Annotated in this window: 21 protein-coding genes; 3 read left to right on the top strand and 18 right to left on the bottom strand. The window is 68.8% G+C overall.

Features of this window, described 5'->3' with window-relative positions; translation table 11 throughout:
• Positions 1 to 24 precede the first annotated feature (24 nt).
• The gene (locus ACGFI6_RS23205; RefSeq protein WP_393121774.1) at positions 25 to 651 is read right to left on the bottom strand and encodes a class I SAM-dependent methyltransferase; all 627 of its coding nucleotides are present in this window, start codon (positions 649 to 651) and stop codon (positions 25 to 27) included.
• Positions 652 to 717: 66 nt separating this feature from the next.
• The gene (locus ACGFI6_RS23200) at positions 718 to 2,034 is read right to left on the bottom strand and encodes an MFS transporter (protein ID WP_393121772.1); all 1,317 of its coding nucleotides are present in this window, start codon (positions 2,032 to 2,034) and stop codon (positions 718 to 720) included.
• A 92-nt stretch (positions 2,035 to 2,126) separates the two neighbouring features.
• Here ACGFI6_RS23200 and ACGFI6_RS23195 point away from each other — a divergent pair, with 92 nt between their 5' ends.
• Positions 2,127 to 2,933 (top strand): phosphotransferase, encoded by an 807-nt coding sequence (locus ACGFI6_RS23195; RefSeq protein WP_393121770.1) that lies wholly within the window; start codon positions 2,127 to 2,129, stop codon positions 2,931 to 2,933.
• A gap of 6 nt (positions 2,934 to 2,939) precedes the next feature.
• On the opposite strand, the gene ACGFI6_RS23190 is transcribed toward ACGFI6_RS23195, so the two are convergent.
• On the bottom strand, positions 2,940 to 5,027 hold the full coding sequence (locus tag ACGFI6_RS23190; protein ID WP_393121768.1) for a DPP IV N-terminal domain-containing protein: 2,088 nt from the start codon (positions 5,025 to 5,027) through the stop codon (positions 2,940 to 2,942).
• A 112-nt stretch (positions 5,028 to 5,139) separates the two neighbouring features.
• On the opposite strand from ACGFI6_RS23190, the gene ACGFI6_RS23185 reads away from it, so the two are divergent.
• The gene (locus tag ACGFI6_RS23185) at positions 5,140 to 5,871 is read left to right on the top strand and encodes a TetR/AcrR family transcriptional regulator (RefSeq protein ID WP_393121767.1); all 732 of its coding nucleotides are present in this window, start codon (positions 5,140 to 5,142) and stop codon (positions 5,869 to 5,871) included.
• A 63-nt stretch (positions 5,872 to 5,934) separates the two neighbouring features.
• Here the strand turns inward: ACGFI6_RS23185 and ACGFI6_RS23180 are convergent, their stop codons facing one another.
• From ACGFI6_RS23180 to ACGFI6_RS23135, 10 genes are all read right to left on the bottom strand, one after another.
• Positions 5,935 to 6,990: a Gfo/Idh/MocA family protein gene (locus tag ACGFI6_RS23180; protein WP_393121765.1), complete on the bottom strand. Its 1,056-nt coding sequence runs from the start codon at positions 6,988 to 6,990 to the stop codon at positions 5,935 to 5,937.
• 1 nt (position 6,991) lies between these two features.
• Positions 6,992 to 7,798 carry a sugar phosphate isomerase/epimerase family protein gene (locus ACGFI6_RS23175; protein ID WP_393121763.1) on the bottom strand — a complete coding sequence of 269 codons (807 nt, stop codon included), beginning with the start codon at positions 7,796 to 7,798 and terminating at the stop codon, positions 6,992 to 6,994.
• A 35-nt stretch (positions 7,799 to 7,833) separates the two neighbouring features.
• The gene (locus ACGFI6_RS23170) at positions 7,834 to 8,988 is read right to left on the bottom strand and encodes an ROK family protein (RefSeq protein WP_393121761.1); all 1,155 of its coding nucleotides are present in this window, start codon (positions 8,986 to 8,988) and stop codon (positions 7,834 to 7,836) included.
• Between the two features lie 891 nt (positions 8,989 to 9,879).
• Positions 9,880 to 10,557 (bottom strand): YidC/Oxa1 family membrane protein insertase, encoded by a 678-nt coding sequence (locus tag ACGFI6_RS23165; RefSeq protein WP_393121759.1) that lies wholly within the window; start codon positions 10,555 to 10,557, stop codon positions 9,880 to 9,882.
• A gap of 90 nt (positions 10,558 to 10,647) precedes the next feature.
• Positions 10,648 to 10,914, bottom strand: a complete 267-nt coding sequence (locus ACGFI6_RS23160; RefSeq protein ID WP_393121757.1) for a DUF6412 domain-containing protein — start codon at positions 10,912 to 10,914, stop codon at positions 10,648 to 10,650.
• Between the two features lie 4 nt (positions 10,915 to 10,918).
• Entirely contained in the window at positions 10,919 to 12,235 is a 1,317-nt protein-coding gene (locus ACGFI6_RS23155; protein ID WP_393121755.1) for an RNA polymerase sigma factor, read from the bottom strand.
• 204 nt (positions 12,236 to 12,439) lie between these two features.
• Positions 12,440 to 13,060: an HhH-GPD-type base excision DNA repair protein gene (locus ACGFI6_RS23150; protein WP_393121753.1), complete on the bottom strand. Its 621-nt coding sequence runs from the start codon at positions 13,058 to 13,060 to the stop codon at positions 12,440 to 12,442.
• A 1-nt stretch (position 13,061) separates the two neighbouring features.
• Positions 13,062 to 13,475: a universal stress protein gene (locus tag ACGFI6_RS23145; protein WP_131357832.1), complete on the bottom strand. Its 414-nt coding sequence runs from the start codon at positions 13,473 to 13,475 to the stop codon at positions 13,062 to 13,064.
• Positions 13,476 to 13,823: 348 nt separating this feature from the next.
• Positions 13,824 to 15,302: a glutamate--cysteine ligase gene (locus ACGFI6_RS23140; RefSeq protein WP_393121750.1), complete on the bottom strand. Its 1,479-nt coding sequence runs from the start codon at positions 15,300 to 15,302 to the stop codon at positions 13,824 to 13,826.
• Positions 15,303 to 15,390: 88 nt separating this feature from the next.
• On the bottom strand, positions 15,391 to 16,152 hold the full coding sequence (locus ACGFI6_RS23135; RefSeq protein WP_393121749.1) for an MBL fold metallo-hydrolase: 762 nt from the start codon (positions 16,150 to 16,152) through the stop codon (positions 15,391 to 15,393).
• Positions 16,153 to 16,188: 36 nt separating this feature from the next.
• Here ACGFI6_RS23135 and ACGFI6_RS23130 point away from each other — a divergent pair, with 36 nt between their 5' ends.
• Entirely contained in the window at positions 16,189 to 17,514 is a 1,326-nt protein-coding gene (locus ACGFI6_RS23130) for a DNA polymerase IV (RefSeq protein ID WP_393121747.1), read from the top strand.
• 319 nt (positions 17,515 to 17,833) lie between these two features.
• On the opposite strand, the gene ACGFI6_RS23125 is transcribed toward ACGFI6_RS23130, so the two are convergent.
• From ACGFI6_RS23125 to ACGFI6_RS23105, 5 genes are read right to left on the bottom strand one after another with little or no spacing between them, the layout of a single operon-like run.
• Positions 17,834 to 18,571 (bottom strand): MBL fold metallo-hydrolase, encoded by a 738-nt coding sequence (locus ACGFI6_RS23125; protein ID WP_393121745.1) that lies wholly within the window; start codon positions 18,569 to 18,571, stop codon positions 17,834 to 17,836.
• The gene (locus ACGFI6_RS23120; RefSeq protein ID WP_393121743.1) at positions 18,568 to 18,960 is read right to left on the bottom strand and encodes a YccF domain-containing protein; all 393 of its coding nucleotides are present in this window, start codon (positions 18,958 to 18,960) and stop codon (positions 18,568 to 18,570) included. The genes ACGFI6_RS23125 and ACGFI6_RS23120 overlap by 4 nt, the downstream gene beginning before the upstream one ends.
• Positions 18,957 to 19,796, bottom strand: a complete 840-nt coding sequence (locus ACGFI6_RS23115; protein ID WP_393121741.1) for an alpha/beta fold hydrolase — start codon at positions 19,794 to 19,796, stop codon at positions 18,957 to 18,959. Before ACGFI6_RS23115 ends, ACGFI6_RS23120 begins: the two co-directional genes overlap by 4 nt.
• The gene (locus ACGFI6_RS23110; protein WP_393121739.1) at positions 19,783 to 20,919 is read right to left on the bottom strand and encodes a saccharopine dehydrogenase family protein; all 1,137 of its coding nucleotides are present in this window, start codon (positions 20,917 to 20,919) and stop codon (positions 19,783 to 19,785) included. Before ACGFI6_RS23110 ends, ACGFI6_RS23115 begins: the two co-directional genes overlap by 14 nt.
• A complete protein-coding gene (locus ACGFI6_RS23105) occupies positions 20,916 to 21,809 on the bottom strand; it encodes an SDR family oxidoreductase (RefSeq protein WP_393121737.1) in 894 nt (297 codons plus the stop codon). Before ACGFI6_RS23105 ends, ACGFI6_RS23110 begins: the two co-directional genes overlap by 4 nt.
• Between the last annotated feature and the right edge of the window lie 10 nt (positions 21,810 to 21,819).

The following is a 21,819-nucleotide window of genomic DNA, read 5'->3' as shown; positions in this document are numbered from 1 at the left end:
AGCGGCGGTCCCAACGGCGGCGCACTAGCGACGACGCAGCTTGACCGTGCAGTCGCGGCGGTTGATCGGCTGCCCATCGCGCAGCACCTGCGCCCGGTCGTGTACGCGGCTGACCAGCGTCTCCCACTCGCCGTCGGGCAGCGCGAGGCTCTCGATCACCTCATCGGGCTCCGGGAAGTGGATGTCGGGGTGCGGGTTGTGCTCGCCGGGCGGGAAGCCCAGATGGCCCTCGATCAACAGGACCCCACCCGGCGCGACGGCGGCCGCTGCCTGGCGCAGGATGCCGTCGCGCGGCAACTCGGTCTTCGAGTGCAGGAACTGTGCCGACACCAGGTCGAACTCCCCGTCCGGGAACGTGCTGCCCAGCTCGTGCTGCTGCCAGTCGATCCGCTCGCCGACCCCGGCCGCCTTCGCGTGCTCGGCCGCGCGGCCCAGCGCGACCGTCGAGATGTCGACGGCGGTGACCGTCCAGCCCTGCTGCGCGAGCCAGATCGCGTCCGCACCTTCGCCGCAGCCGAGGTCGAGCGCCCGGCTCGGTGTCAGGTCGACAACCTCCTCGGCGAACGCAACGTTCGGCTTGCCGCTCCAGATCTGCTCGTGCTCGGAGTAGAACGCGTTCCAGTGCTCGTCGGGGAGCTGTTCGGTCGTCATGCAACGATGGTGCACACATCCCCGACGTACTGGCAAAGATTCTTGCCGTGTTGGCAAACGCGACGGTCAGCGGTCCGGGACCGGCAGCGGTTCGGCCTTGCCGACCACGAAGGCGTACGTCAGCGCGCCGATCACCGCCACCACTCCGGCCACGGCGAACGACGGCAGGTACGACCCGTGGTAGATGTCGAGCAGCAGCCCGAAGACGTACGGGCTGATGATCCCGGCGATGTTCGACGCGAAGTTCTGGATGCCGCCGATCGAGGCGACGTGCCGCGACGACGGCGCTACGTCACCCGGCAGCGACCAGATCCCCGTGGCCGCGATCGCCAGGCTCGCGTACGAGATCGCCAGAAACAGCAACGCGACGTACACCGACTTGGCCGGCGCCGCGAACACGATCGCCGCACCGCCGAGCAGCCCCCCGACCATCACGGTCTTCCGGACGCGCGTCACGTCGGCGCCCGCGCGGATCCGGCGATCGGCGAGCAGGCCCGCGATCCAGCCGCCGGCGATCGCGGTGATCCCGGGCAGCGTGCCGAGCGTTCCGAGCTCCTTCAGGTCGAGCCCGCGAGCGTCCTTCAGGTACGACGGGAACCAGGTCAGGAAGAAGTAGATGACGAAGTTCAGGCAGAAGAAGCCGAGCATCATGCCGCGGATCGTCCGGTACCGGAACAGGTCCCGCCAGCGGATCTGCGCGGCCGCCTCGGAGTCGTTCTCCTCCAGGCGCGCGCCGTTCGTGGCGATGTACTCCCGCTCGGCCGCGTTCGCGTGCCGGTGTTCGCCCGGATCGCGGTAGTACCAGTACCAGACCGCGGCGAGCATGATCCCGAGCACCCCGAGGACGACGAACGAGAAATGCCAGCTCACCAAGGCGATCAGCGCGGTCACCACCGGCAGTGACAGCACCGTCCCGACCCGCGAGCCGGAGTCGATGACCGCGCTCGCGAACGCCCGCTCGTGCGCCGGGAACCACCGCGACGCAGCCTTGGTGGCGCTCGGGTACGCCGGCGCCTCACCCGCACCGAGCCCGAACCGGAACGCGAACAACGACCAGAACCCGCGCGCCAGCGGCGTCAGCGCGGTCACCACACTCCACCACAGCGCGGCGAACGTGAACGCCTTCCGCGGCCCGACCTTGTCCGCGAACCAGCCGGCCGCCAGCATCGCGCCGTCGTACGCCCAGAAGAACGCGCCGAGGATGAGTCCCTTCTCGGCGTTGCTCAGGTCGAGGTGCAGGTCGTCCTGGATGAACGGCAGCGCGACGCTCAGGTTGGCGCGGTCCAGGTAATTCAGTGAGAGTCCGACGAACGCGAGCCCTAGGATCAGGTACCGCGTGCGGCTGGCTCCGGGTGGAGCCTTCACAGGCGTGGTGGCGGTCACTCTGTGCCTCCGATCGGGTGCGGATCGTGGAACGGTACGCCGCGCGCCGCCTTTGTGCAGACAAATGTTTCATCCAGTGGAATGGGGTTCGAGTGATCGAGGACGGCGAAGAGATCCCGCTGCTCGGGGGCGACGTGACCGAGGGGCTGGTGCGGGTCGGCGACACGGTCCGGCGACCACCCGGCGAGCGCGCCGAGATGGTCCAGGACCTGCTGCTGCACCTGGAGAAGGCCGGCTTCGAGGGCGCGCCGCGCTTCCTCGGCATCGACTCCGCCGGGCGGCACGCCCTGAGCTACATCGAGGGCGAGGTCGCCGGACGTCCACGCCCGCCGTGGATCGCCGACGAGGAGCGGATGCTCTCGGTCGCGCGGCTGCTGCGGGCGTACCACGACGCGGTCGAGCCGTTCGGGATCCCGGACAATCTGCCCGCTCCGATCGAGCCGGCCGGGCTGCCCGACCTGAACGATCCGCCGGAACTGGTCGGGCACCAGGACGTGACACCGGAGAACGTGGTGTTCCGCGACGGCCGTGCGTACGCGCTGATCGACTTCGACATGGCGCGTCCCGTGAGCCGGGCCCGGGAGGCGGTGAATCTGATGCTCTGGTGGGCTCCGTTCGGTGCCGACGACGATCTGGATCCGGCGCTGCGCGGACTCGACCGGCCCCGTCGCTGCCGGCAGATCGCGGACGCGTACGGGCTTGCCGAGGCCGACCGACGCCGGCTGATGGGCCTGTCGATCAGTCTCAACGAGCGCGCCTGGCACACGATGAAGTACCGCGCGGACACCCTCGGCGGCGGCTGGCAACGGATGTGGAGCGAGGGCGTCGGCGACGACATCAAGCACCGCCAGGTCTGGCTCGAGGCCAACGCCGACGCCATCACCGACGCGATGCTCTGACCGGCATCACGCCAGTGCGGCGAGATCCACCGGAGCGGGCTGCAGCCGATAGTCGGGCGGAGTGATTCCGGCGACGTACTGCAGCAGATGGTTCCAGCGCCGCCGCACGATGTGGTGCAGGTAGCCGATCATCAGGTGCTCGGCCCGCGGTACGACCAGCAGGTCGAAGTCCTTGTCGGCGGCGATCAGGCTTTCGGCCAGCCGCAGCGTGTGCTCCGGGTGAACGTTGTCGTCGAGCCCGCCGTGGACGAGCAGCAGCCTGCCCCTGATGCGGTCGGCAAGCTCGAGCAGCGAGCCGTCCGTCGCGACCTCGGCTCCGGGAGGCGCGACGTACGACTCGGTGAAGAGCTGCTGGTAGAAGCGGTTGTCGAGGTTGCCCGACTCCGCCACGCCGGCCTTGAAGAAGTCCGGGAAGTCCGCGAGCGCACGGACCGTGGCGTACGCACCGCCGGACGTTCCGAAGATGCCGACGCGATCCAGATCCATCCACGAGCGGGTCTCGGCGAGCTGCTTGATCGCGGCGACGTGGTCGTCGATTCCGGCGGTGTAGTTGCCGTACGACGCGTCGTGGAACGCCTTGCTCCGCCCGGGCACGCCACGACCGTCGACGACCACCACGACGAACCCGAGCGCGGCCATCGCCTCGGCATCGGAGCCGTACCGGCCGGGGTCGAAGGACGGCACCACCCGGCTGACCTGCGGACCCGGATACGGGTGATCGAGGATCGGCCAGCTCATCGACGGATCGAACCCGTGCGGCTTGTACAACACACCGTGCAACCCGGTGACCCCGTCGGCGGCCAGCGCCCTGAACTCCTCCGGCGGCTGCCAGCCGGTCGCCTCCAGCGCCGAGCTGTCCGCCTTCTCCAACTCCACCAGAACCTCGCCTGCCCACGAGCGAACGGTGCTCACCGGCGGCAGCGCCACGGTCGACGCGGTGTCCACGAAGTACTCGCCGTTCGGTGCGACCGCGACCACGTGATCGAGGTCGTCGTCCGTGACGCGGGCGAAACCGCTGCCGTCCAGCCCGACCCGGCAGACCGTCCGTCGATAGGGGCTGTCGGCAACCAGTCCGACTGCGGTGAAGTACACGACGTCCGCCTCCACGTGCAGGATCTGACGTACGCCCCACTCCCCCGACGTCACCTGTCCGAGCAGCTCGCCCGTACGCAGGTCGTAGCGGTAGAGGTGCGGCCAACCGTCCCGCTGCGAGTACCAGAGGATCTCGTCGCCGACCGTCCGGACGACCGCGCCCAGCTCGTAGATCTGGTTCGGCTCGACCCGCGTGGGGCCGGTCTCGGTAATGATCACCGTGACCTCGCCGGACGCAGCGTTCATCCGCTTCAGCAGCAGCGTGTGCTGGTCCCGCGACTGCTCGAGGAAGTAGACCGTGCCGTCGGACCAGAAGGCCCAGTTCAGCGCCACCGGCGAGATCAGCGGTACGGCGAGCGGCTCGCCCTGCGCGCGGACCTGTGTGCCGGTCGCGACGTCCAGTACGACCAGGCGCCCGAGCGGAAGGTGTTCGTCACCGGGATACGCGAACCGCTGGCTCAGCAACTGCGGCGCACCACCGTCGTCCGGCAGAACGTCGACCAGGTGCGTCTGCCGGACGAGCCTGCTGTCGATCTGCAGTGTCAGGACGCGCGTCGAGTCCGCCGACCAGACCACCGCCGGAGGCAGATGCGGCAGCCCGATCTTGGAGAGCGCGACAGCCAGGGAGAACGGGCTCGTGCCGTACACGTTGTCGGTCTCGCCGTCGGTCGTCAGCGCCCGCTCGGTGCCGTCGGCAACCGTCCGTACCCACAGGTCCGACCCGTTGCGGTACACCTCGTACTTGCCGTCCGGTGACACCACGGCGAGGAAGTCGCCCGTGCCGGCGGGCCCGGGCAACGTGCTCGGGTCGTCAACCTCGGTCCGGGACCGCTCGGCCGGGTCGACGACGTACAGCAGGTCCTGGCCGGCCTTCTGGACCTGATAGCTGAACCGCGCTCCGTCGTCGATCCACTGGGGGTCGACCTGTCCGGCGTCGACGAGACGTGCGCGGTTGTGCCGCAGGAGCGCCTCGGCGGCCTGGAGGTCGGGCAGTTGGGTCATCGGTGCAACCTTCCGAGAATTGAACACTGTGCAATACCATTTACAGTGTGCAGGTCACTTGAACAACGTGCAACTCCTGTACACTGTTCAACAGTTGCACTACAGTGCCGTCATGGCGACCGAGAACTACCCGTCCGTCTGGACCCGCCCACGCCGCGGGCGGCGCCGCGAGCAGCCGGCCCTGAGCACCGAGCAGATCGTCACCGAGGCGCTGCGGCTGCTCGACGCGGACGGCCTGGAGGCCTTGAGCATGCGGAAGCTCGGCACTGCCCTCGGCGCGGTCGCGACCGCGGTCTACTGGCACGTCGCCAACAAGGAAGAGCTCGTCGAGCTGGTCGTCGACCACGTGTACGCCGAGATCGAGATCCCCGAGATCACCGACGCCGGTCAGTGGCGGGCCGCGGCGGAGTCCTCGGCGCGCAGCCTGCGGGCGATGATCGTGCGGCACCCGTGGGTCGCTCCGACGCTGGCCGACATCGGCATGAACTATCTGGGCCCGAACCTGATGCGGGTGTCCGATGAGCTGCTCGGCATCTACCTGACCGCCGGCTTCGACGTGGTCGAGGCCGATCACGCCTCCAAGACGCTGTGGGGCTACGTGATCGGCATCGCGTCGACGGAGGCCGCGACCATCTCCAAGCTCAGGCGCAGCGGCCAGGACCAGGCAGCGTGGCGGGCAGCGGTCTGGCCGGCCGCGGTCGAGGCCGCCGCCCCGTACCCCCACCTCCGAGCGCTGTACGCCGCCCACCAGAACACCGACCTCGCCGACGACACCGACGCGAACTTCCGCTACGGACTCGGGCGGGTCCTCGACGGCCTCGAAGCCGGGCTGCGCGACCGCTGAGACCGGCCTCGAAAACAGTTGCCCGGGGCCACAAAGCCCCGGGCAACCGGGTTGTGCTGGTGGTCAGCGCGCGATCTTCACCTCGGAGCCGGACTTGGCCGACTCGTAGATCGCCGACAGCATCCGGGCCATCTCCAGGCCCTGCTCGGCGGTCGCGTCGGCCGGGATCTCGCCGCGGCAGATCTGCAGGAAGTGGTCGATCTGGTTCGCGAACCCGACCCGGAAGTCGAACCCGAGCGAGTCGATCTGCGGCTGGACGTGCAGCAGCGTGTCGTGCCGCTCGGTGATCATCAGCAGCTCCGGCTCGATCTCGGCGCCGCCCTTGTCCCCGTGGATCCGGACGCTGATCTCGTTGCGAGCATGCAGCGAGTACGACGTGTCCACGTCGAGGACGGCCCCGCCCTCGAAGCGGATCTGCGCGGTCGCGTAGTCCTCGACCGTGTTCGCCCGCGCCGCCGACGCGGCCTTGTACCGTGTGAGGTTCTGGATGTTGTCCCGCGCACCGAGCGGAGCGAACGTCACGCCCGACGCCGACACCGCCTTCGGCATCCCCATCAGGTACCAGCACAGGTCGATGATGTGGACGCCGAGATCGATCAGCGGCCCGCCGCCGGACAGCTCCACGTCGCCGAACCAGCCACCGGGGTTGCCGGCCGTCCGCAGCAGCGTGGCGCGGGCCGCGTAGATGTCGCCGAACTCGCCCGCGTCCAGGAACCGCTTGGTCACCAGCGCGTTCGGCGCGTACCGCCGTACGTACCCGATCTGCAGCGCCTTGCCGGTCTCCTCGACCGCCTTCACCAGCGCCTCGGCCTCGGGCACCGTCACGGTCATCGGCTTCTCGACCAGGACGTTCTTGCCGGCCCGCAGCGCGGCCTCGGCGATCGGCGCGTGCAGCGTGTTCGGTACGCAGACGCTCACCGCATCGATGTCCGGGTCCGCGAAGATCTCCGCGGCGTCGCCGGTCACCCGCTCGACGCCGAACTGCTCGGCGCGCGCCTTCGCCCGCTCGAGGTCGACGTCGCATACGGCGACGACCTCGGCATCGGGGTTCTTCTGGTACGCACTCAGGTGCTCGACGGCGATCGTGCCCAGGCCGATCACCGCAATCCGGGTCGTCATCTCAGGCCTTGCCTTCCGTCAGTCGGAGGATATTCGCGAGCGAGCGCTCGATGGCGGGCAGCGGCGACTCCATGCCCTCGAACTCGAGGCTCACCGGTACGTCGGGCTTGGTGGCGGCCAGTGCGAGCAGCCCGGCCACGTCCACGTCCCCGTGACCCGTGACCGTACCGAGCAGATAGTCGCCGGCCAGCGTCTTCAGCCAGCCGTCACCGGCCGAGCGCCGGATGTGGAAGTCCTTCACGCCGATCGAGGCCGCGACCTCGATCAGCCCGGCTGCGGTCTTGCCCGGCACCTCGCCGACGCAGAGGCCGTTGCCGAGGTCTAGCGTGACGCGGAAGTTCGGGCGGTCCACCTCGTACACCAGGCGGGCCAGCCGCTCGCTGCCGTTCATGAAGAAGCCGTGGTTCTCGATCGTCGACACGATGCCCAGGTCGGCCGCGTGGTCGGCGACCGCGCGGCAGCCCTCGACGACCTTCGCGAACGTCGACTCGAACTCGCCCGGGTCCTGCTCGCGCCACGCCCACGGCGCCACGTCGTGCCGGAAGATCTTCGCCCCGAAGGCGTTCGCGACATCCAGCTGCTTGCGCAGCCGGTCGATCTCGGCGGTGTCGGCGGTCCGCAGGTCGCCGCTGACCAGGTAGTTCACGATCGGTACGTCGATGTCCGCGGCGTGCTTGGCGGTGTCGCGGACCACGTCCTCGTGCTCCAGGTAGTACTCCCCGTCCATCGCCGCGACCTCGATGTGCCCGGCCGAGGAGGCCGCGACCCAGTCCAGGACCGCGATCAGGTCCATCTCGCCGCTCGTCATGAGCTGGCGGAAACAATACGAGCTGACTCCGAGCTTCACCGGGTGGTCCTCTCCACTGCGTGAGTGATGCGGTTCCACGGACTGGGGACGTCGTGGATCCCGTAGATTCCTGACTTGAACCGGTCGAACGCGTTGCCGACCGCCCCGAGCACCACTGCCTCCCGCCCCAGCGCCGAGGCGACGAAGGGTGGGCGCTCGGGGAAGACCAGTTCGTTCTCGACCGCGGCCGCGAGCGGGCGGAGCAGCGCACTGCTGTCCTCCGCCGGTCCGCCGCGGACAACCACAACCTCCGGATCGACGACCAGCAGGACGGTCGCGATCCGTGGGGCGATCTGGGTGCAGAACTCTTCGAGCTCGGCCTGTGCTGCGGCGTCGCCCGCGGCTGCTGCGGTCAGTACCTCGGCGCCGGTCGGCCGCGCGTTCCACACCAGTTGGCCGCGCTGGGCGTTCCGGGTCCAGCGCATGCCGCGTTGCGCGCCGAGCTCGCCGGCGAGGCGGTGGCGGCCCTGGCGGATCACGCCGTTCAGCACGATCGACACCGAGAGCCGGTGGCCGATCTGCAGGTAGACGACGTCGGAGTACCCCAGGCCGGCGCCACCACGCTGCTCCGCGAGCGCAGCCAGCTTGATGTCGTTGTCAACCACGACCGGCTGCCCGAGCTCCTTGGCCAGTAACTCCCCGACCGGGAGCCCCACCAACTCGGGCATCGCCAAGCTAGCCCGCAACCGCCCGTCGGCCTCAACAACCCCAGGCAGCCCAACCCCGACAGCACGCAACCGCCCGAACTCAAGCCCGCCCGCTGCTGCTTCGAGAGCTTGTGGGATGAGGCTCAGGTCGGACTTGCCGTTCGGGGGTAGTTCGGCGTAGCCGACTCGGTGGCCGGAGAGGTCACAGATGATGGCGCGGGCACCGCGCGGTCCGAGATCGACTCCGGCCACCAGCCCCGCCTCGCGAGCAAACCGGAACGCGCGCGCCGGCCGTCCCGGACCCGCCGTCGCCGGACTCGTGGCCTCGACCAGTCCCACCTCGAGCAGATCGTCGAGGACCGCATGCACAGTCGGCCGCGACAGGCCAGTACCTTCGCTGATCACGCCGACCGTACGCGCCTCGTCCGCAGCGGCAAGGAAGCGCACACAAGCGACCTGATTGGCCGCCCGCTCCGCCTGCGCGGCTCCGCGTGCAGTCTCCATCCACCCTCAACCCATTAAAGAACCGCCTTTAATAAACACGCTAACAGAACGCCGCACCCCCTGACAACGCCTCTCACGCCCCGCTCCAGAACCCGCTACACGGGTGGATATCCATCGCTGCTGTGGGTTCTCCACTGGTACTAGAACGAAGAACCCTGGGGGGCAGTGGATATCCGGCTCTCCTGTCGTATGTGTGGGTGGACCGACGGTGGGCGGGCATGGGGTTCCGGACGAAATTGGTGGGCTGGGACAGCTAGCCGGGGCCGCCCACAGGTAACGACCTGTCCACCCCCACCACTGCCTGTCAACCCCCACCACTGCCTGGCCGAACCCTCCGCCATCGCCCTCCACGCCGCCCAGTTCACCAGCCAACCGACCGGGCTGGCCGGGCTGGCCGGGCTGGCCGGGCTGGCCGGGCTGGCCGGGCATGGACATTTCGACAGGTAGTGCACCCCGAGACACCGTACGCGCAGCGCACTTTTACGCTCAGGTGTACTACCCGCCGGCCAGACACCGACCGACATGTCCTGTCGACCTGTCCGCCCGGCCACCCGCCACCCGCCACCCGCCGTGCGGCAGTCGTCAGGTTTCGTCGAGTCGTGGATCTTGGTAGTGAAATACGGGGCAAACGCAGCCTCGATCCACGACTCGGTGGGCCGGGTGCCAATCGAACGCCACGACTCGGCGCGAGCCCGCGTGGAGGGTAGGACGAGGGGGTCGCGGCTCGCGTGCCGCATCACGGAACCGTGCCCCATCCCGCTGCCCGATCCTGTGCCCGATCTCGCTGTACGGCTGGGTATCGGAGTGATCGGCACCCACACATCGGACACAAGAGCCGGATATCCACTCGTGTTCAGAAGGTGCAGTGTGACGCGAGGGGATGCGTGGCCCCTAGCGTTGGAGGATCGTGCGTTCGAGGAGGGTCCAGGTGGTGGTTGTCAGGAGGTAGAGGCCGGCTGCTAGAGGGACGAAGGCGGCGGTCAGGAGGGTGCCGTACGGGAGTAGTTGGGCGATCCGTCGTGACAACGTCGTCGCGGACGGGTCGAGCTGGCGCAACTGGAGTCGTGCCGAGAAGAACGCGACCACGCAGAGCAGCAGCGCGATCACCGCGTACGCGGGCGTACTGGTCAGGATCGGCCAGTGGGTGCCGAGAGGCGACCCGAGCAGGCTGCCGCTGATCAGGTCGTTCGACTCCCCCGCGACCATCGCGCGGGAGAACAGCGTGTACATCAGCCAGAAGAACGGCAGCTGCGCAAGCGTCGGCAGGAACCCGGCGAACAGCGACGTACCGGACTCGGACTGCAGTTTGGCGACCTCACGTTGCAGGCGCTCCGGATTGTCGCGGTGTTTGTCCGTGAGCTGCTTCAACTGCGGCATCAGCTCGGCGCGGGCCTTTGTCCCGCGCTGCGCCCGCACGCTCAGCGGGACGAGACACAGCCGGACGACGAGAGTGCACATCACGATCGCGATCACGGCGGCGTACGCGCCGGCGAACGGTTGCAGCAAGGAGACGAGGGATGTGAGCAAGTGATAGGCACCGGCGACCGGTGCCTCCAGGAAAGAAGGCATGACAGAACTCCACGAGTGAGAAGGAACGAGCAGGCGTACGCGCTACACCGACCCGGTCGCGGAAGGCGGCGGGGTACGGCGGCGCGGGCGCTACTTTCCTGGGGCTCGTGGGCGGGGGCGGCCGGCGGCGTCGGGATCGCGCAGGCGGAGGAAGACTGTCTGCTCGGCGCGGCGCCGGACCGACGAAGCGCGGGCGAGCAGCGGCGCGGCCTGGTGACCCGGGAAGCGCGCGGCCGAGCGCGCCACCACGACCAGCGCCAACAGCAAAGCCGCCGCCGTGAGCACGGCGGCGGCCAATGAAGCCGTCTCGAACACAGGGATCACCAGCGCAAACACGCTGGTGATCGCCTGCGTCATGACATCAGTCCAGGTAGTCGCGGAGGACCTGGGAGCGGGACGGGTGGCGCAGCTTCGACATGGTCTTGGACTCGATCTGGCGGATCCGCTCGCGGGTCACGCCGTAGACCTTGCCGATCTCGTCGAGGGTCTTCGGCTGACCGTCGGTGAGACCGAAGCGCATCGAGACCACGCCGGCCTCGCGCTCGGAGAGCGTGTCGAGGACCGCGTGCAGCTGCTCCTGGAGCAGCGTGAACGAAACGGCCTCGGCCGGCACGATCGCCTCGGAGTCCTCGATCAGGTCGCCGAACTCGGAGTCGCCGTCCTCACCGAGCGGAGTGTGCAGCGAGATCGGCTCGCGGCCGTACTTCTGCACCTCGATGACCTTCTCCGGGGTCATGTCGAGCTCCTTGGCGAGCTCCTCCGGAGTGGGCTCCCGGCCGAGGTCCTGCAGCATCTGGCGCTGGACCCGGGCGAGCTTGTTGATGACCTCGACCATGTGCACCGGGATCCGGATGGTGCGGGCCTGGTCGGCCATCGCCCGGGTGATCGCCTGCCGGATCCACCAGGTCGCGTACGTCGAGAACTTGTAGCCCTTGGTGTAGTCGAACTTCTCGACCGCGCGGATCAGACCGAGGTTGCCCTCCTGGATCAGGTCCAGGAACAGCATGCCGCGGCCGGTGTAGCGCTTGGCCAACGACACCACCAGGCGCAGGTTGGCCTCGAGCAGGTGGTTCTTGGCGCGGCGGCCGTCCTCGGAGATCCACTCGTACTCGTCGCGGACCTTCTCCTTGAGCTTGTTCGCCTCGTCGGCGGACTGCTCCTCGGCGAACAGGCCGGCCTCGATCCGCTTCGCGAGCTCGACCTCCTGCTCGGCGTTCAGCAGCGGGACCTTGCCGATCTGCTTCAGGTAGTCCTTGACCGGGTCCGCCGTGGCGCCGGCGACCATCACCTGCTGCTCGGGCTCGTCGGTCTCGTCGGCCTCGGAGACGATGAAGCCCTGGTCCTCGGTGAGCTCCTTCTCCAGCGGCTTGACCGCCTCGGGGCTGAAGTCCGCCTCGTCCACGTCGTCCAGCGCGCGCGGCTTGCCGGTCTTCGGGTCGATGGACAGACCCGCCTCGGACACTGCCTTCTTCGCCGTAGCCTTCTTGGCAGCGGCCTTCTTCGCGGGGATACCGTCCTCCTTGGTGCCGGCGGCCTTCACCGCGGCCTTCTTCGCGGCCACCTTCTTGGCGGCCGGGTCGGTCACTCGGGCGCTGGTCCTCGGAGCCGTGCTACGGGCGGTGGCGGCCACGGCCCGGGCCGGCTCGGCGGGAAGGTTCTCGGACGAGCTGGACGACACGAATTACCTCTCGTCTGACGCAGGGTTTTGTACGACGGTACGACTGATGTAGCTCGGGGTGTTGCTGAGTCTTTGGGTACTGCTGTTCGCGGCTGCTCGCTGGTCAGGCGGCGGCAACAGTCCATTGTAATCCGCGAACCAAGGCCACGCGTCGCACGACCCCCCGGCGAGCGTATTTCCGGGGGGTCGTGCACCGCACTTTGCTCACCCGTTACGTGTCTGCCGCAGCGGCCGCGCGACCACCGGCCGGCGGACCAGCTGCTGCTCCTGTTTGAACTGCCGGACCTTCACCAGCGAGGCCACGTCGATCACGTCCGCGACGGACTTGAACGCGCCGTCCTCGCCGTACGGCTCGGACGCCTCGCGCCACCCGCGCGGCCGGACCTTCAACTGCTTGCCGAGCAGCGCGACGAAGATCTTCGCCTTCTGCGCGCCGAACCCCGGCAGGGCGGACAGCCTGGCCAGCAGGTCGTCCCCGGACTTCACATCGGACCACAGGCCCGACGCGTTACCGGAGTACTGCTCGTCGAGGTGTTTGGCCAGGGTCTGGATCCGGGCCGCCATCGCGGTCGGGAACCGGTGCACCGCGGGCGGGCCGGCCACCACCTCGACGAAGGCGTCCGGATCGTAGTGGGCGACCGTGATCGGGTCGAAGGGACCGATCATTCGTTGTGAGATCGCGACCGGGCCGGCGAACGCCCGCTCCATCGGGATCTGCTGGTCGAGCAACATCCCGACCAGCAAGGCGAACGGATCTCTGCTCAGCATCTCGTCGGCGTCGGGCTGTTGGGCCAGGCACAGCTTCCTGCTGCGTGTCGAAGTCACCTCAGTCCTCCCCTTCGTCGGCCTTCACGGCAAGCACCGGACACGGAGCATCGAGCAGCACCCGCTGCGCGTTGCTGCCGAGGATGAGCTTGCCGACCGGCGACCGGCGCCGCAGCCCGATCACGATGAACTCGGCGTGCACCTGCTCGGCGACGGCCACCAGGTCCTCCGCCGGGTCAAGTCCACGCACCAGCTGCCGCACCTCGTACGGCACTCCTGTCGAGTCCAGTTGCTCGCGTACTTCCGTCAACGCGGCATCACTCGCCGCGGCCTCGTCGCTGTCGAAGCTGCGCCCGCCCCGATGCGAGTTCACCACCACCAGCTTGGCGTCTCGCAGCGTCGCTTCCTCCGCTGCTCGCCGAAGGGCCGCACGGCCTTCTGCCTTCGGCACATAACCCACGACGATGGTCGTCATCGCCCTGCCTCACCTCCGGGTGTGTGTCGACCCGTCTCGAACGATACTGCTCCCGACCTCGGTCGGCATCCGCTGCATTTGCACCTGTTGTGTCGCACCGGTGACGGAGGGCTGCCGGTGACCGACTACTACCCGCAGGTGGCCTGCCTAACCTTCCGGTGGCCACACCTTTGCAGGGCTGTCACCGAAAGCGCCACCCCTGTAGTCCGGGTCGTTATCGAACTCGTCCCTCAAGGGCGTGCCGAACCCGCTCCCACACGCTGTTGCCTTGGGCAAGAGCGAGCGGGTTCCGCCAGAAGGACCAGGGTTCCGCGACCCTGTCCTACGTTGTCGGGCCTCCGAACCGGTTCAGTCGACAGGCCATTGATGGACGGGCGTGTTGTCGTGCATGTGATCGCGGTAGCGGCGTAGCATCCCGCGCAATGCGTCGCGCCGGCCGTGCGAACCCTTCGTATACAGGCGATGGAACTCGTCGGCCTGCCAGGACGCACCGTTACGGTTGGTGAGGCAACGCTGCTCCACGATGCCCAGCAGCCGGTCGCGGACAGCGACATCGACGCCCCAGGCGTCCAGTCCGCGAACCGCCAACGGCAGCAGGCGTCTGAGCACCAGCTCGGTCGCGCGCGCGGTCCCGACGCCCGGCCAGAAGACCTCGGCCTCGATGCCGTTCCGCGCCGCGGTGTGGAAGTTCTCCTCGGCGGCACTGAACGACATCTGCGACCAGATCGGCCGCTCGTCGTCGGCCAGTGCGCGCACCAGGCCGAAGTAGAAGGCGCCGTTGGCAAGGGTGTCGACCACCGTCGGCCCGGCCGGCAGCACGCGATTCTCCACGCGGAGATGGGGTTTCTCCCGGACAACGTCATACACCGGGCGGTTCCAGCGATAGATCGTCCCGTTGTGCAGCCGCAACTCCGAAAGGGCCGGCGTGTCACCGCGGTCCAGGACCGCGATCGGATCCTCCTCGGAGATCACCGGCAGCAACGCCGGGTAGTACCGCGAGTTCTCCTCGAACAGGTCGAAGATCGAGGTGATCCAGCGTTCACCGAACCAGACCCGCGGCCGGACGCCTTGCGTCTTCAGCTCGTGCGTACGGGTGTCGGCCGCCTGCTCGAACAACGCGATCCGGGTCTCGCGGTTCAGCTCCTTGCCGAACAGGAACGGCGAGTTGGCCCCGATCGCGAGCTGGACGCCGGAGATCGCCTGGGCGGCGTTCCAGTACCGCGGGAACGCCTCGGGCGTCACCTGCAGGTGGAACTGCGTCGACGTACAAGCCGCCTCCGGGACGATGCTGTCCGCGGTCACCTGCAGGCGTTCGACGCCGTCGATGGAGATCTGCACGTCCTCACCGCGGGCGGCGAAGATCTGGTCGTTGAGCAGCGCGTACCGCGGGTTGGTGCTGAGCGCCTCGCGGTGGATGTGCTCGGTGAGCAGCGTCGGCAGGATGCCGACGGTGACCATCGACGAACCGGTCCGGGCAGCCTTCTCGTCGGCGGCGTTCAGGCTGTCCCGGATGCTCGACTCCATGGTGTCCAGCCCGAGTCCGTCGATCTGACCGGGCGGGACGTTGATCTCGACGTTGAACTGGCCGAGCTCGGTCTGGAACGCCTCGTCGGAGATCGCGCTCAGCACCTCGGCGTTCTTCATCGCCGGGTCGCAGCGCTCGTCGACCAGGTTCAGCTCGATCTCGATCCCGGTCATCGGCCGCTCGGGCGCGAACCGGTCCTCGCGCAGCATCCGCGCGAACGCGTCCAGATTGCGATGCACCTGACCCCGGAACGCGGTCCGGTCCGCCCGGGTGAACTCGACCCGGTCGACTTCCTCACCCATCAGCGCCTCCCCTGCTGGCTCCCGCTTACAGCATGGCCTCAGTGTGCCTGAAGGTGCCCGGTGGCGCGCTGTTCATTCGCGTCGCGGTTCAGACCGGAAACACGATGAAGTGGTCGCGGTCGATCCGGACCGGGTCGTCACCGGCTGCGGCGACCACGTCGACGAGCTCGGTCAGTACGGCAGGACGCAGCTGCAGGACGTGTTCGTCGGGATGCTTGTCGGCGCCCATCTCGTAGTCCTGACCGGGCTCGGTCGTGAGCTCGATGTGCGCACCCAGGACCCAGTCCACCGGCTTGCCCGCGGCAACGAACTCCCCGAGCCGCGCGACGCTCGCCCGGAACGCCGGCCAGTCGAAGACGTACAGCCGTCCCGGATAGAGCGAGTCGCCGGCGAGCAGCAGCCGGGTCGCGCGGTCGTACACCGCGATGTGCGACGCGTGGTGCCCGGGGATCGGCAGCACGTCCAGCACCCGCCCGCCGAGGTCGAGCTGCACCACGCCGTCCGGCCACTCGGGGAACCCGAAGAACTCCTGGACGGCCTCAGGGCCGCGGCCGATCGCCTGCGGGAACTCCGCGTCGCCGCCGACGTGGTCGCCGTGGCCGTGGGTGTGCGCGACGACCAGCTCGCGGTCGCCGGCCAGCTTCTCGATCAGCGGGCGCAGCGGCACGTCGCCGGTGCCGGTGTCGAGCAGCAGGGCGCGCTCGTCGCCGAGCAGCAGGTAGAGGAACGGTCCTTCGAAGCTGGTCCGGAGCGACTGGCGGATGATCGCCGTCCGGTCGTCGAACCAGTGCACCTGATGATCGGGCGTGGACGGATCGGTGCCGTCGTCCCAGTGGTCGGGGAAGCTCATCGAAGAATTGTCGGTGCCGGCAGCGACAATTGGCGAGTGCGAAATGATCCGTCGGTGCTGCACGTCGACCTGGACGCGTTCTTCGCGGCGGTCGAGCAGCGGGACAAGCCGTCGCTGCGGGGCAAGCCCGTGGTGGTCGGCGGGATCGGCGCGCGCGGCGTCGTGTCCACCGCCTCGTACGAGGCCCGCAAGTACGGCGTTCGCTCCGCGATGTCGACCGCAGAAGCACGTTCGCGCTGCCCGCACGCGGCGTACCTGAGTCCGCGCTTCGAGGTGTACCGGCAGACCAGCAAGGCGGTGATGGCCGAGATGCGGGCGCTGTCACCGCTGGTCGAGCCGCTGTCGGTGGACGAGGCGTTCATCGACCTGACCGCGAGCGGGCTGTCCGGCCTGACGGTCGAGGACGTGGAAGCGATCGCGAACGATCTGAAGGCCGCGATCCAGAAGGTGAGCGGCGGCCTGACCGCCTCCGTCGGCGCCGGCACGTCCAAGCTGATCGCGAAGATCGCCAGCGATCTGGACAAGCCGGACGGTGTGGTCGTGGTCCCGGCCGGCACCGAGGCCGAGTTCCTCGCACCGATGCAGGTCACCGTGATCCCCGGGGTCGGTCCGGCGACGGCGCAGCGCCTCGGCATGGCCGGCGTCCGGACCGTCGCCGACCTGCAGCAGCTCGACGAGGACGAGCTGATCCGCCAGGTCGGCTCGGCGCACGGCACCAGCCTGCACCGGCTCGCGGTCGCGGCCGACGACCGTCCGGTGGTGAGCGACCGGGAGACGAAGTCGGTGAGCGTCGAGGACACGTTCGAGACCGACATCATCGACCGGGCGCTGCTCGCCGCGATCGGCGACCGGATGGCGCACCGGGTCGCGGAGCGCCTGCAGAAGGCCCAACTGTCGGGCCGGACGGTGACCGTCAAGACCCGGATGCACGACTTCACCACGCACACCCGCTCGTCGACGCTCGCCGGGCCGACCGACGACGCGCGGGTGGTCGCGCGGGTCGCGCGCCGGCTGCTCGAGGAGAGCGACATCGGCGGCGGCATCCGGCTGCTCGGCGTCGGGGTGTCCTCGCTCGCCGACTGGATCCAGGACGACCTGTTCACCGAGGGCGAGCACGCGGAGAATCCGATCGAGGTCGTCGAACTGCCCGCCCGTCCTCGTGATCAGCTCGGCTTCCATCCCGGACAGGACGTCGCGCATCCCGACCACGGCCGCGGCTGGGTCTGGGGTTCGGGCCGCGGCCGTGTCACGGTCCGCTTCGAGACCGCCGACACTCCCCCGGGCCCGGTCCGGACGTTCTCGGTCGACGATCCCGCCCTGACGAAGATCCAGCACACCCCCGCGGACGCCGACGACGCCTGACCAACCGTTCGACCGATCGCCCCGTCCCGCGCCCCTCTCTCCGCGCCCGGCCACAAATCGCGACCTTTGAAGGGCGGACAGTTCGACAGGACATGTCGGTTGGGGTCTGGCCGGTGAGTAGTGCACCTGAGCGTGGAAGTGCCGTGCGCGTACGGTGTCTCGGGGTGCACTAACTGTCCAGATGTCCGTCGCCCAGGCCCGTCCGCCATCGGTCCACCCACACACACGACAGAAGAGCCCAATAACCGGTCCCCACCCACCGGTTCCTGTCCAAGCCCGCCAGAATCGGCCCGCGAAACAGCCGCCTCAGCGCACCGGCTCAGAGCGTCAGCGTGAGGCCCTCGTCGGCTGCGACTACCTCGCCGTCGAAGAGCTGCTGTGCTTCGGCAACCGACACCGAGCGGTCGGAGCCGGGCCAGAAATGGGTGAGCAGGAGGCGTTGGGCGCCGCGGGCTGCGTGAGCGGCCTCGGCGGCCGACATCAGGAAGTGGTCGGGTGACTCGCCTTGGTACGTCGCGTCCGCGATGAACAGGTCGGTGCCCTCCGCAAGCCTGCGGTGGTCCGGCGACGGGCCGCTGTCGCCCGTGTACGCGACCGAGACGCCAGGTGCCGTCAGCCGCACGCCGAGGTTCGTCTTGTAATGCGGCAGCTCCACCGTCAGAACGTCGAACGGACCGATCCGCGTCGTCGACGCCAGCTCGTGAACGTCGAACACCTCCGCCGGATCCGGGCTCGGTTCAAGAGCTCGCAGTACGTCGAGAACGCCCGGCGTGCAATGCAGTGGGACGGGCGGGGCTGTCGGGGCCTCGTAGTGACGGACCCGTGCCAGACCGCTCACGTCGACGCAGTGGTCCGGGTGCTGGTGCGTCACCACCACCGCATCGACCTCGCCACGCGGGCAGTGCTCGAGCAGTCGCGGCAACGTCGCGTACCCGAGATCGAGCACGACCCGAAACCCGTCGTACTCCAGCAAGAAACCGGCACACGCGCGACCCGCCTCGGGCCAGGCACCGCACGACCCCAGAACGGTCAGCGACCTGGCCACTGCGTTGCTCACCGAGTGGCGAACGGCTGGTTGGTCGGCACGATCTCCTTGCCGAGCGGCAGCAGCGAGACCGGGATCAGCTTAAAGTTCGCGACGCCGAGCGGGATGCCGATCACGGTCAGGCAGAGCGCGATGCCGGTGGCCAGGTGGCCGAGCGCCAGCCACCAGCCGGCGAAGACGATCCAGATCAGGTTGCCGAGCAGCGCGCCCGCGCCGGCGGTGCGCTTGTCGACCACGGTCCGACCGAAGGGCCACAGCGTGTACCCGGCGATCCGGAACGACGCGATGCCGAACGGGATCGTGACGATCAGTACGCAGCAGATGATGCCGGCGAGCGCGTACCCGATCGCCAGCCAGAACCCGGCCAGCACCAGCCAGATCAGGTTGAGAAGCGTCTTCATGTCTCCCAGCGTGCCACCCGGCGAGTGTGATCCCGCACCAGTTCGGCGACAAGTCCGGGATCGTTCCGGGGCATCCAGTGGCCGCCCCTGATCACCTTCACCGTGAGGTTCGGGGCCCAGCGCGCGACGTCGGTCTGCAGCGGTGTGGTGACGAACGGATCCGCGTCCGGTGAGACAGCGAGTACGGGCACGCCGGTCCGCCGCTCAGCCGGCCTGAGGAGACGTGGCAGGACGTTCGCGCGGTAGAGCTTCATGCCGTACACGTAGTCGCCGATCGTGCGGCGGTCGTCCGGGTCCTGCTGTTCGAGGCGGTTGAAGGCGCGATGCGCCCAGCCGTTGCGCCAGCCGCGCTCCGGGAGCCACGGGAGGTGGAAGTAGAAGATGTACCAGGAGTGGATCAGCTGACGGAGTGCCGCGCGGTTGAGTTGGCGAATGAAGTACCCGGCGTGATCGAGCGACGGCCCCGAGATGGAGACGAAAGAAGCGATCCGCTTCTGCAGGTGCGTGTCGGTCACGAAGTGCCAGGACTGGATGGAGCCCCAGTCGTGGGCGAGTATGTGCACCGGCCGATCCGGTGACACCTGGTCGATGACCGCTTCGAAGTCCTCTTGCAGACGGTCGAGCAAGTACGCCGACGTGCTGCTCGGATGATCCGACGCGCCGGCTCCGCGGACGTCGTACGTCACGACCTGGAAGTCGTCGGCCAGCAACTCGGCGACCGGATCCCACAACGCGGCGTTGTCCGGATAGCCGTGTACGCAGACCAGAACGGGCGCGCCGGGATCGCCGTACGTGGAGACAGCGATCCGGGTGCCGTCGGCGCTAGTAGCTGTCAACCTCGAGGGTGGCAAAGGTCATCCCCGCTTTCACCAGGCGCTCGCGCAGAGCAGGTCCCATGGCCGCGGCCGTGGTGGTCTGGCCGGCAGTCTCCGGAAGGTCGTCGAGAGCCAGGCAGAGCGCGCTCTCACCGAGCATCTTCGCGGTCTCGTCGTATCCGGGGTCCCGTCCCGCGACCTCGGTGATCACCTGTTTGCCGCCGCCACGACCGACGAATCGCACGTTGAACCAGGACCGCGCACGGGTCTCGGCGCTCGGTCCGTCGCCGGGCTGCAGCCGGTTCAGCAATGCGTTGCGTACCGGCGGGATCTGAGCGCCCGCGACCAGCAGGCCGACACCACCGATGCCTGCGGCAACAGTCGGCAGGTGCTTCACGGCGGCGTAGTGCGAGTAGCGGAAGTCGGGGCCGTACCGGTCGAGCAGCCGCCCGGAGTACCCGACGATCTGCGGGTCGATGGTCGGCAACGGCACCGCCCAGAACCCTTGCTCACGGTGGATCCGGCCCGCCACCGCACGAGCCTTCCGCCCCTCCGGACGAGGCTCCGCGGCGCGGCGGGCACGGTGCGCGTCGAGGTGCTGCTTCGGTCGTGAGAAGGCCGTGATCGCGGTGTGGAACGTACCGCCGGAGGGACGTCCGCCGGCGCGGAGCAGGCCGTCGACCTGGATCGGTACGTTCTCCGGCAGCTGCTCGACCGTGTACTGCACGCCGAGGTCGTACGGGATCGAGTCGAAGCCGCAGGCATGGATGATCCGTGCACCGGTCTGCGTCGCGCGCTCGTGGTACCGCACGTACATCCGGTCGGTGAACTCCGGCTCACCGGTCAGGTCGAGGTACCCGGTGCCTGCCTCGGTGCAGGCCGCGACCAGCCCCTCGCCGTACTGGATGTACGGGCCGACCGTCGTCGCGACGACCTTCGTCGACTCGGCGAGCTTGCGCAAGGACTCCGGGTCGGTGGCATCGGCGTACACGATGTCCCTGCCGAACCGTTCCAGCTTCGACTTGTTGCGTCCGGCAACGGCCCAGCGGAGGCCGTCGGGTGCGTTCTTCTCCAGGTACTCCGCGGTGAGCGCGCCGGTGAAACCGCTCGCACCGAGCAGGACGATGTCGTGCGCGCGACTCATTGGTGCGCGGCCTTCTCCGAGTCGGCCAGGCCACCAGCGCCGGACGGCCGCGACGACGCCTCGGCGCCGCGTGCCTGTACGTCGGCGAGCGCGGCCGCGTCGGCCTTCGGCACACTGAACCGGGATCCGGCCTCGATGATGTGCGGCAGCGCCCAGCGGACCACCTTGAGCGCACCGATCCAGCCGGGAACGTGCACCGTCCGCGAACGCTTCTTGATGCCCTCGACGAACTTGTCCACGGCGAAGTCCAGTGGGTACGTCTTGCTCACCATCGGGATGCCCGTCCGGACCTTGCCGAACACCGGATGCGTGTCGACGCCGCGCACCATGTCGGTGTCGACGAACGTCATGTGCGCGACACCCACCCGCACGCCGAGGTGCTTGAGCTCCGGGCGCAGCGTGTCGCCCATCGCCTCGACGCCGGCCTTGGCCACGTTGTACGACGCCAGGCCCGGGATGTGCACGATCGCGGCGAGGGAGGACACCAGCAACAGGTACCCCTTGCTCTCCAGCAGATGCGGCAGGGTGAGGTGCACAGTGCGCCAGACGCCGAGCAGGTCCACGTCGAGCACGCGCTCCCAGGCCTTCGGGTCCATGCTCCGGGTGAAGCCCGGCGCCGCGATCCCGGCGTTCGCCATCACGACGTCGATCCGGCCGTAGCGCCCCGCGACCGCCTCGACCGCCGCCTGCAGCGAGTCGATGTCGGTCACGTCAGCCTCCCACCAACCTGCGTCCGGGCCGCAGTCCTCCGCGACCTTCTTCAGCTCGTCCGGCTCCAGACCAACCAGGGCGAGCTTGGCCCCGTCCTGGGCCAGCTTCCGGGCGACCGCGGCGCCGATCCCCCGGGAGGCTCCGGTGACGAGCACGACTTGACCGGCCAACGGACGCATCGGGAACCTC

Origin of the sequence: Kribbella sp. NPDC048928, assembly GCF_043197975.1 — a bacterium.
In the GTDB taxonomy this organism is placed as follows: Bacteria; Actinomycetota; Actinomycetes; order Propionibacteriales; family Kribbellaceae; genus Kribbella.
The sequence above is the reverse complement of the archived record's forward strand: the minus strand, read 5'-3'. Positions and strand labels throughout refer to the sequence as shown.

Coding starts and splice junctions, on each gene's coding strand:
- ACGFI6_RS23145 (WP_131357832.1), bottom strand. CDS start 13,475: ATGACGACCATCGTCGTGGGTTATGTGCCGAAGGCAGAAGGCCGTGCG.
- ACGFI6_RS23120 (WP_393121743.1), bottom strand. CDS start 18,960: ATGAAGACGCTTCTCAACCTGATCTGGCTGGTGCTGGCCGGGTTCTGG.
- ACGFI6_RS23205 (WP_393121774.1), bottom strand. CDS start 651: ATGACGACCGAACAGCTCCCCGACGAGCACTGGAACGCGTTCTACTCC.
- ACGFI6_RS23185 (WP_393121767.1), top strand. CDS start 5,140: ATGGCGACCGAGAACTACCCGTCCGTCTGGACCCGCCCACGCCGCGGG.
- ACGFI6_RS23110 (WP_393121739.1), bottom strand. CDS start 20,919: ATGAGTCGCGCGCACGACATCGTCCTGCTCGGTGCGAGCGGTTTCACC.
- ACGFI6_RS23165 (WP_393121759.1), bottom strand. CDS start 10,557: ATGCCTTCTTTCCTGGAGGCACCGGTCGCCGGTGCCTATCACTTGCTC.
- ACGFI6_RS23140 (WP_393121750.1), bottom strand. CDS start 15,302: ATGGGTGAGGAAGTCGACCGGGTCGAGTTCACCCGGGCGGACCGGACC.
- ACGFI6_RS23180 (WP_393121765.1), bottom strand. CDS start 6,990: ATGACGACCCGGATTGCGGTGATCGGCCTGGGCACGATCGCCGTCGAG.
- ACGFI6_RS23190 (WP_393121768.1), bottom strand. CDS start 5,027: ATGACCCAACTGCCCGACCTCCAGGCCGCCGAGGCGCTCCTGCGGCAC.
- ACGFI6_RS23160 (WP_393121757.1), bottom strand. CDS start 10,914: ATGACGCAGGCGATCACCAGCGTGTTTGCGCTGGTGATCCCTGTGTTC.
- ACGFI6_RS23135 (WP_393121749.1), bottom strand. CDS start 16,152: ATGAGCTTCCCCGACCACTGGGACGACGGCACCGATCCGTCCACGCCC.
- ACGFI6_RS23170 (WP_393121761.1), bottom strand. CDS start 8,988: ATGGAGACTGCACGCGGAGCCGCGCAGGCGGAGCGGGCGGCCAATCAG.
- ACGFI6_RS23105 (WP_393121737.1), bottom strand. CDS start 21,809: ATGCGTCCGTTGGCCGGTCAAGTCGTGCTCGTCACCGGAGCCTCCCGG.
- ACGFI6_RS23175 (WP_393121763.1), bottom strand. CDS start 7,798: ATGACGAGCGGCGAGATGGACCTGATCGCGGTCCTGGACTGGGTCGCG.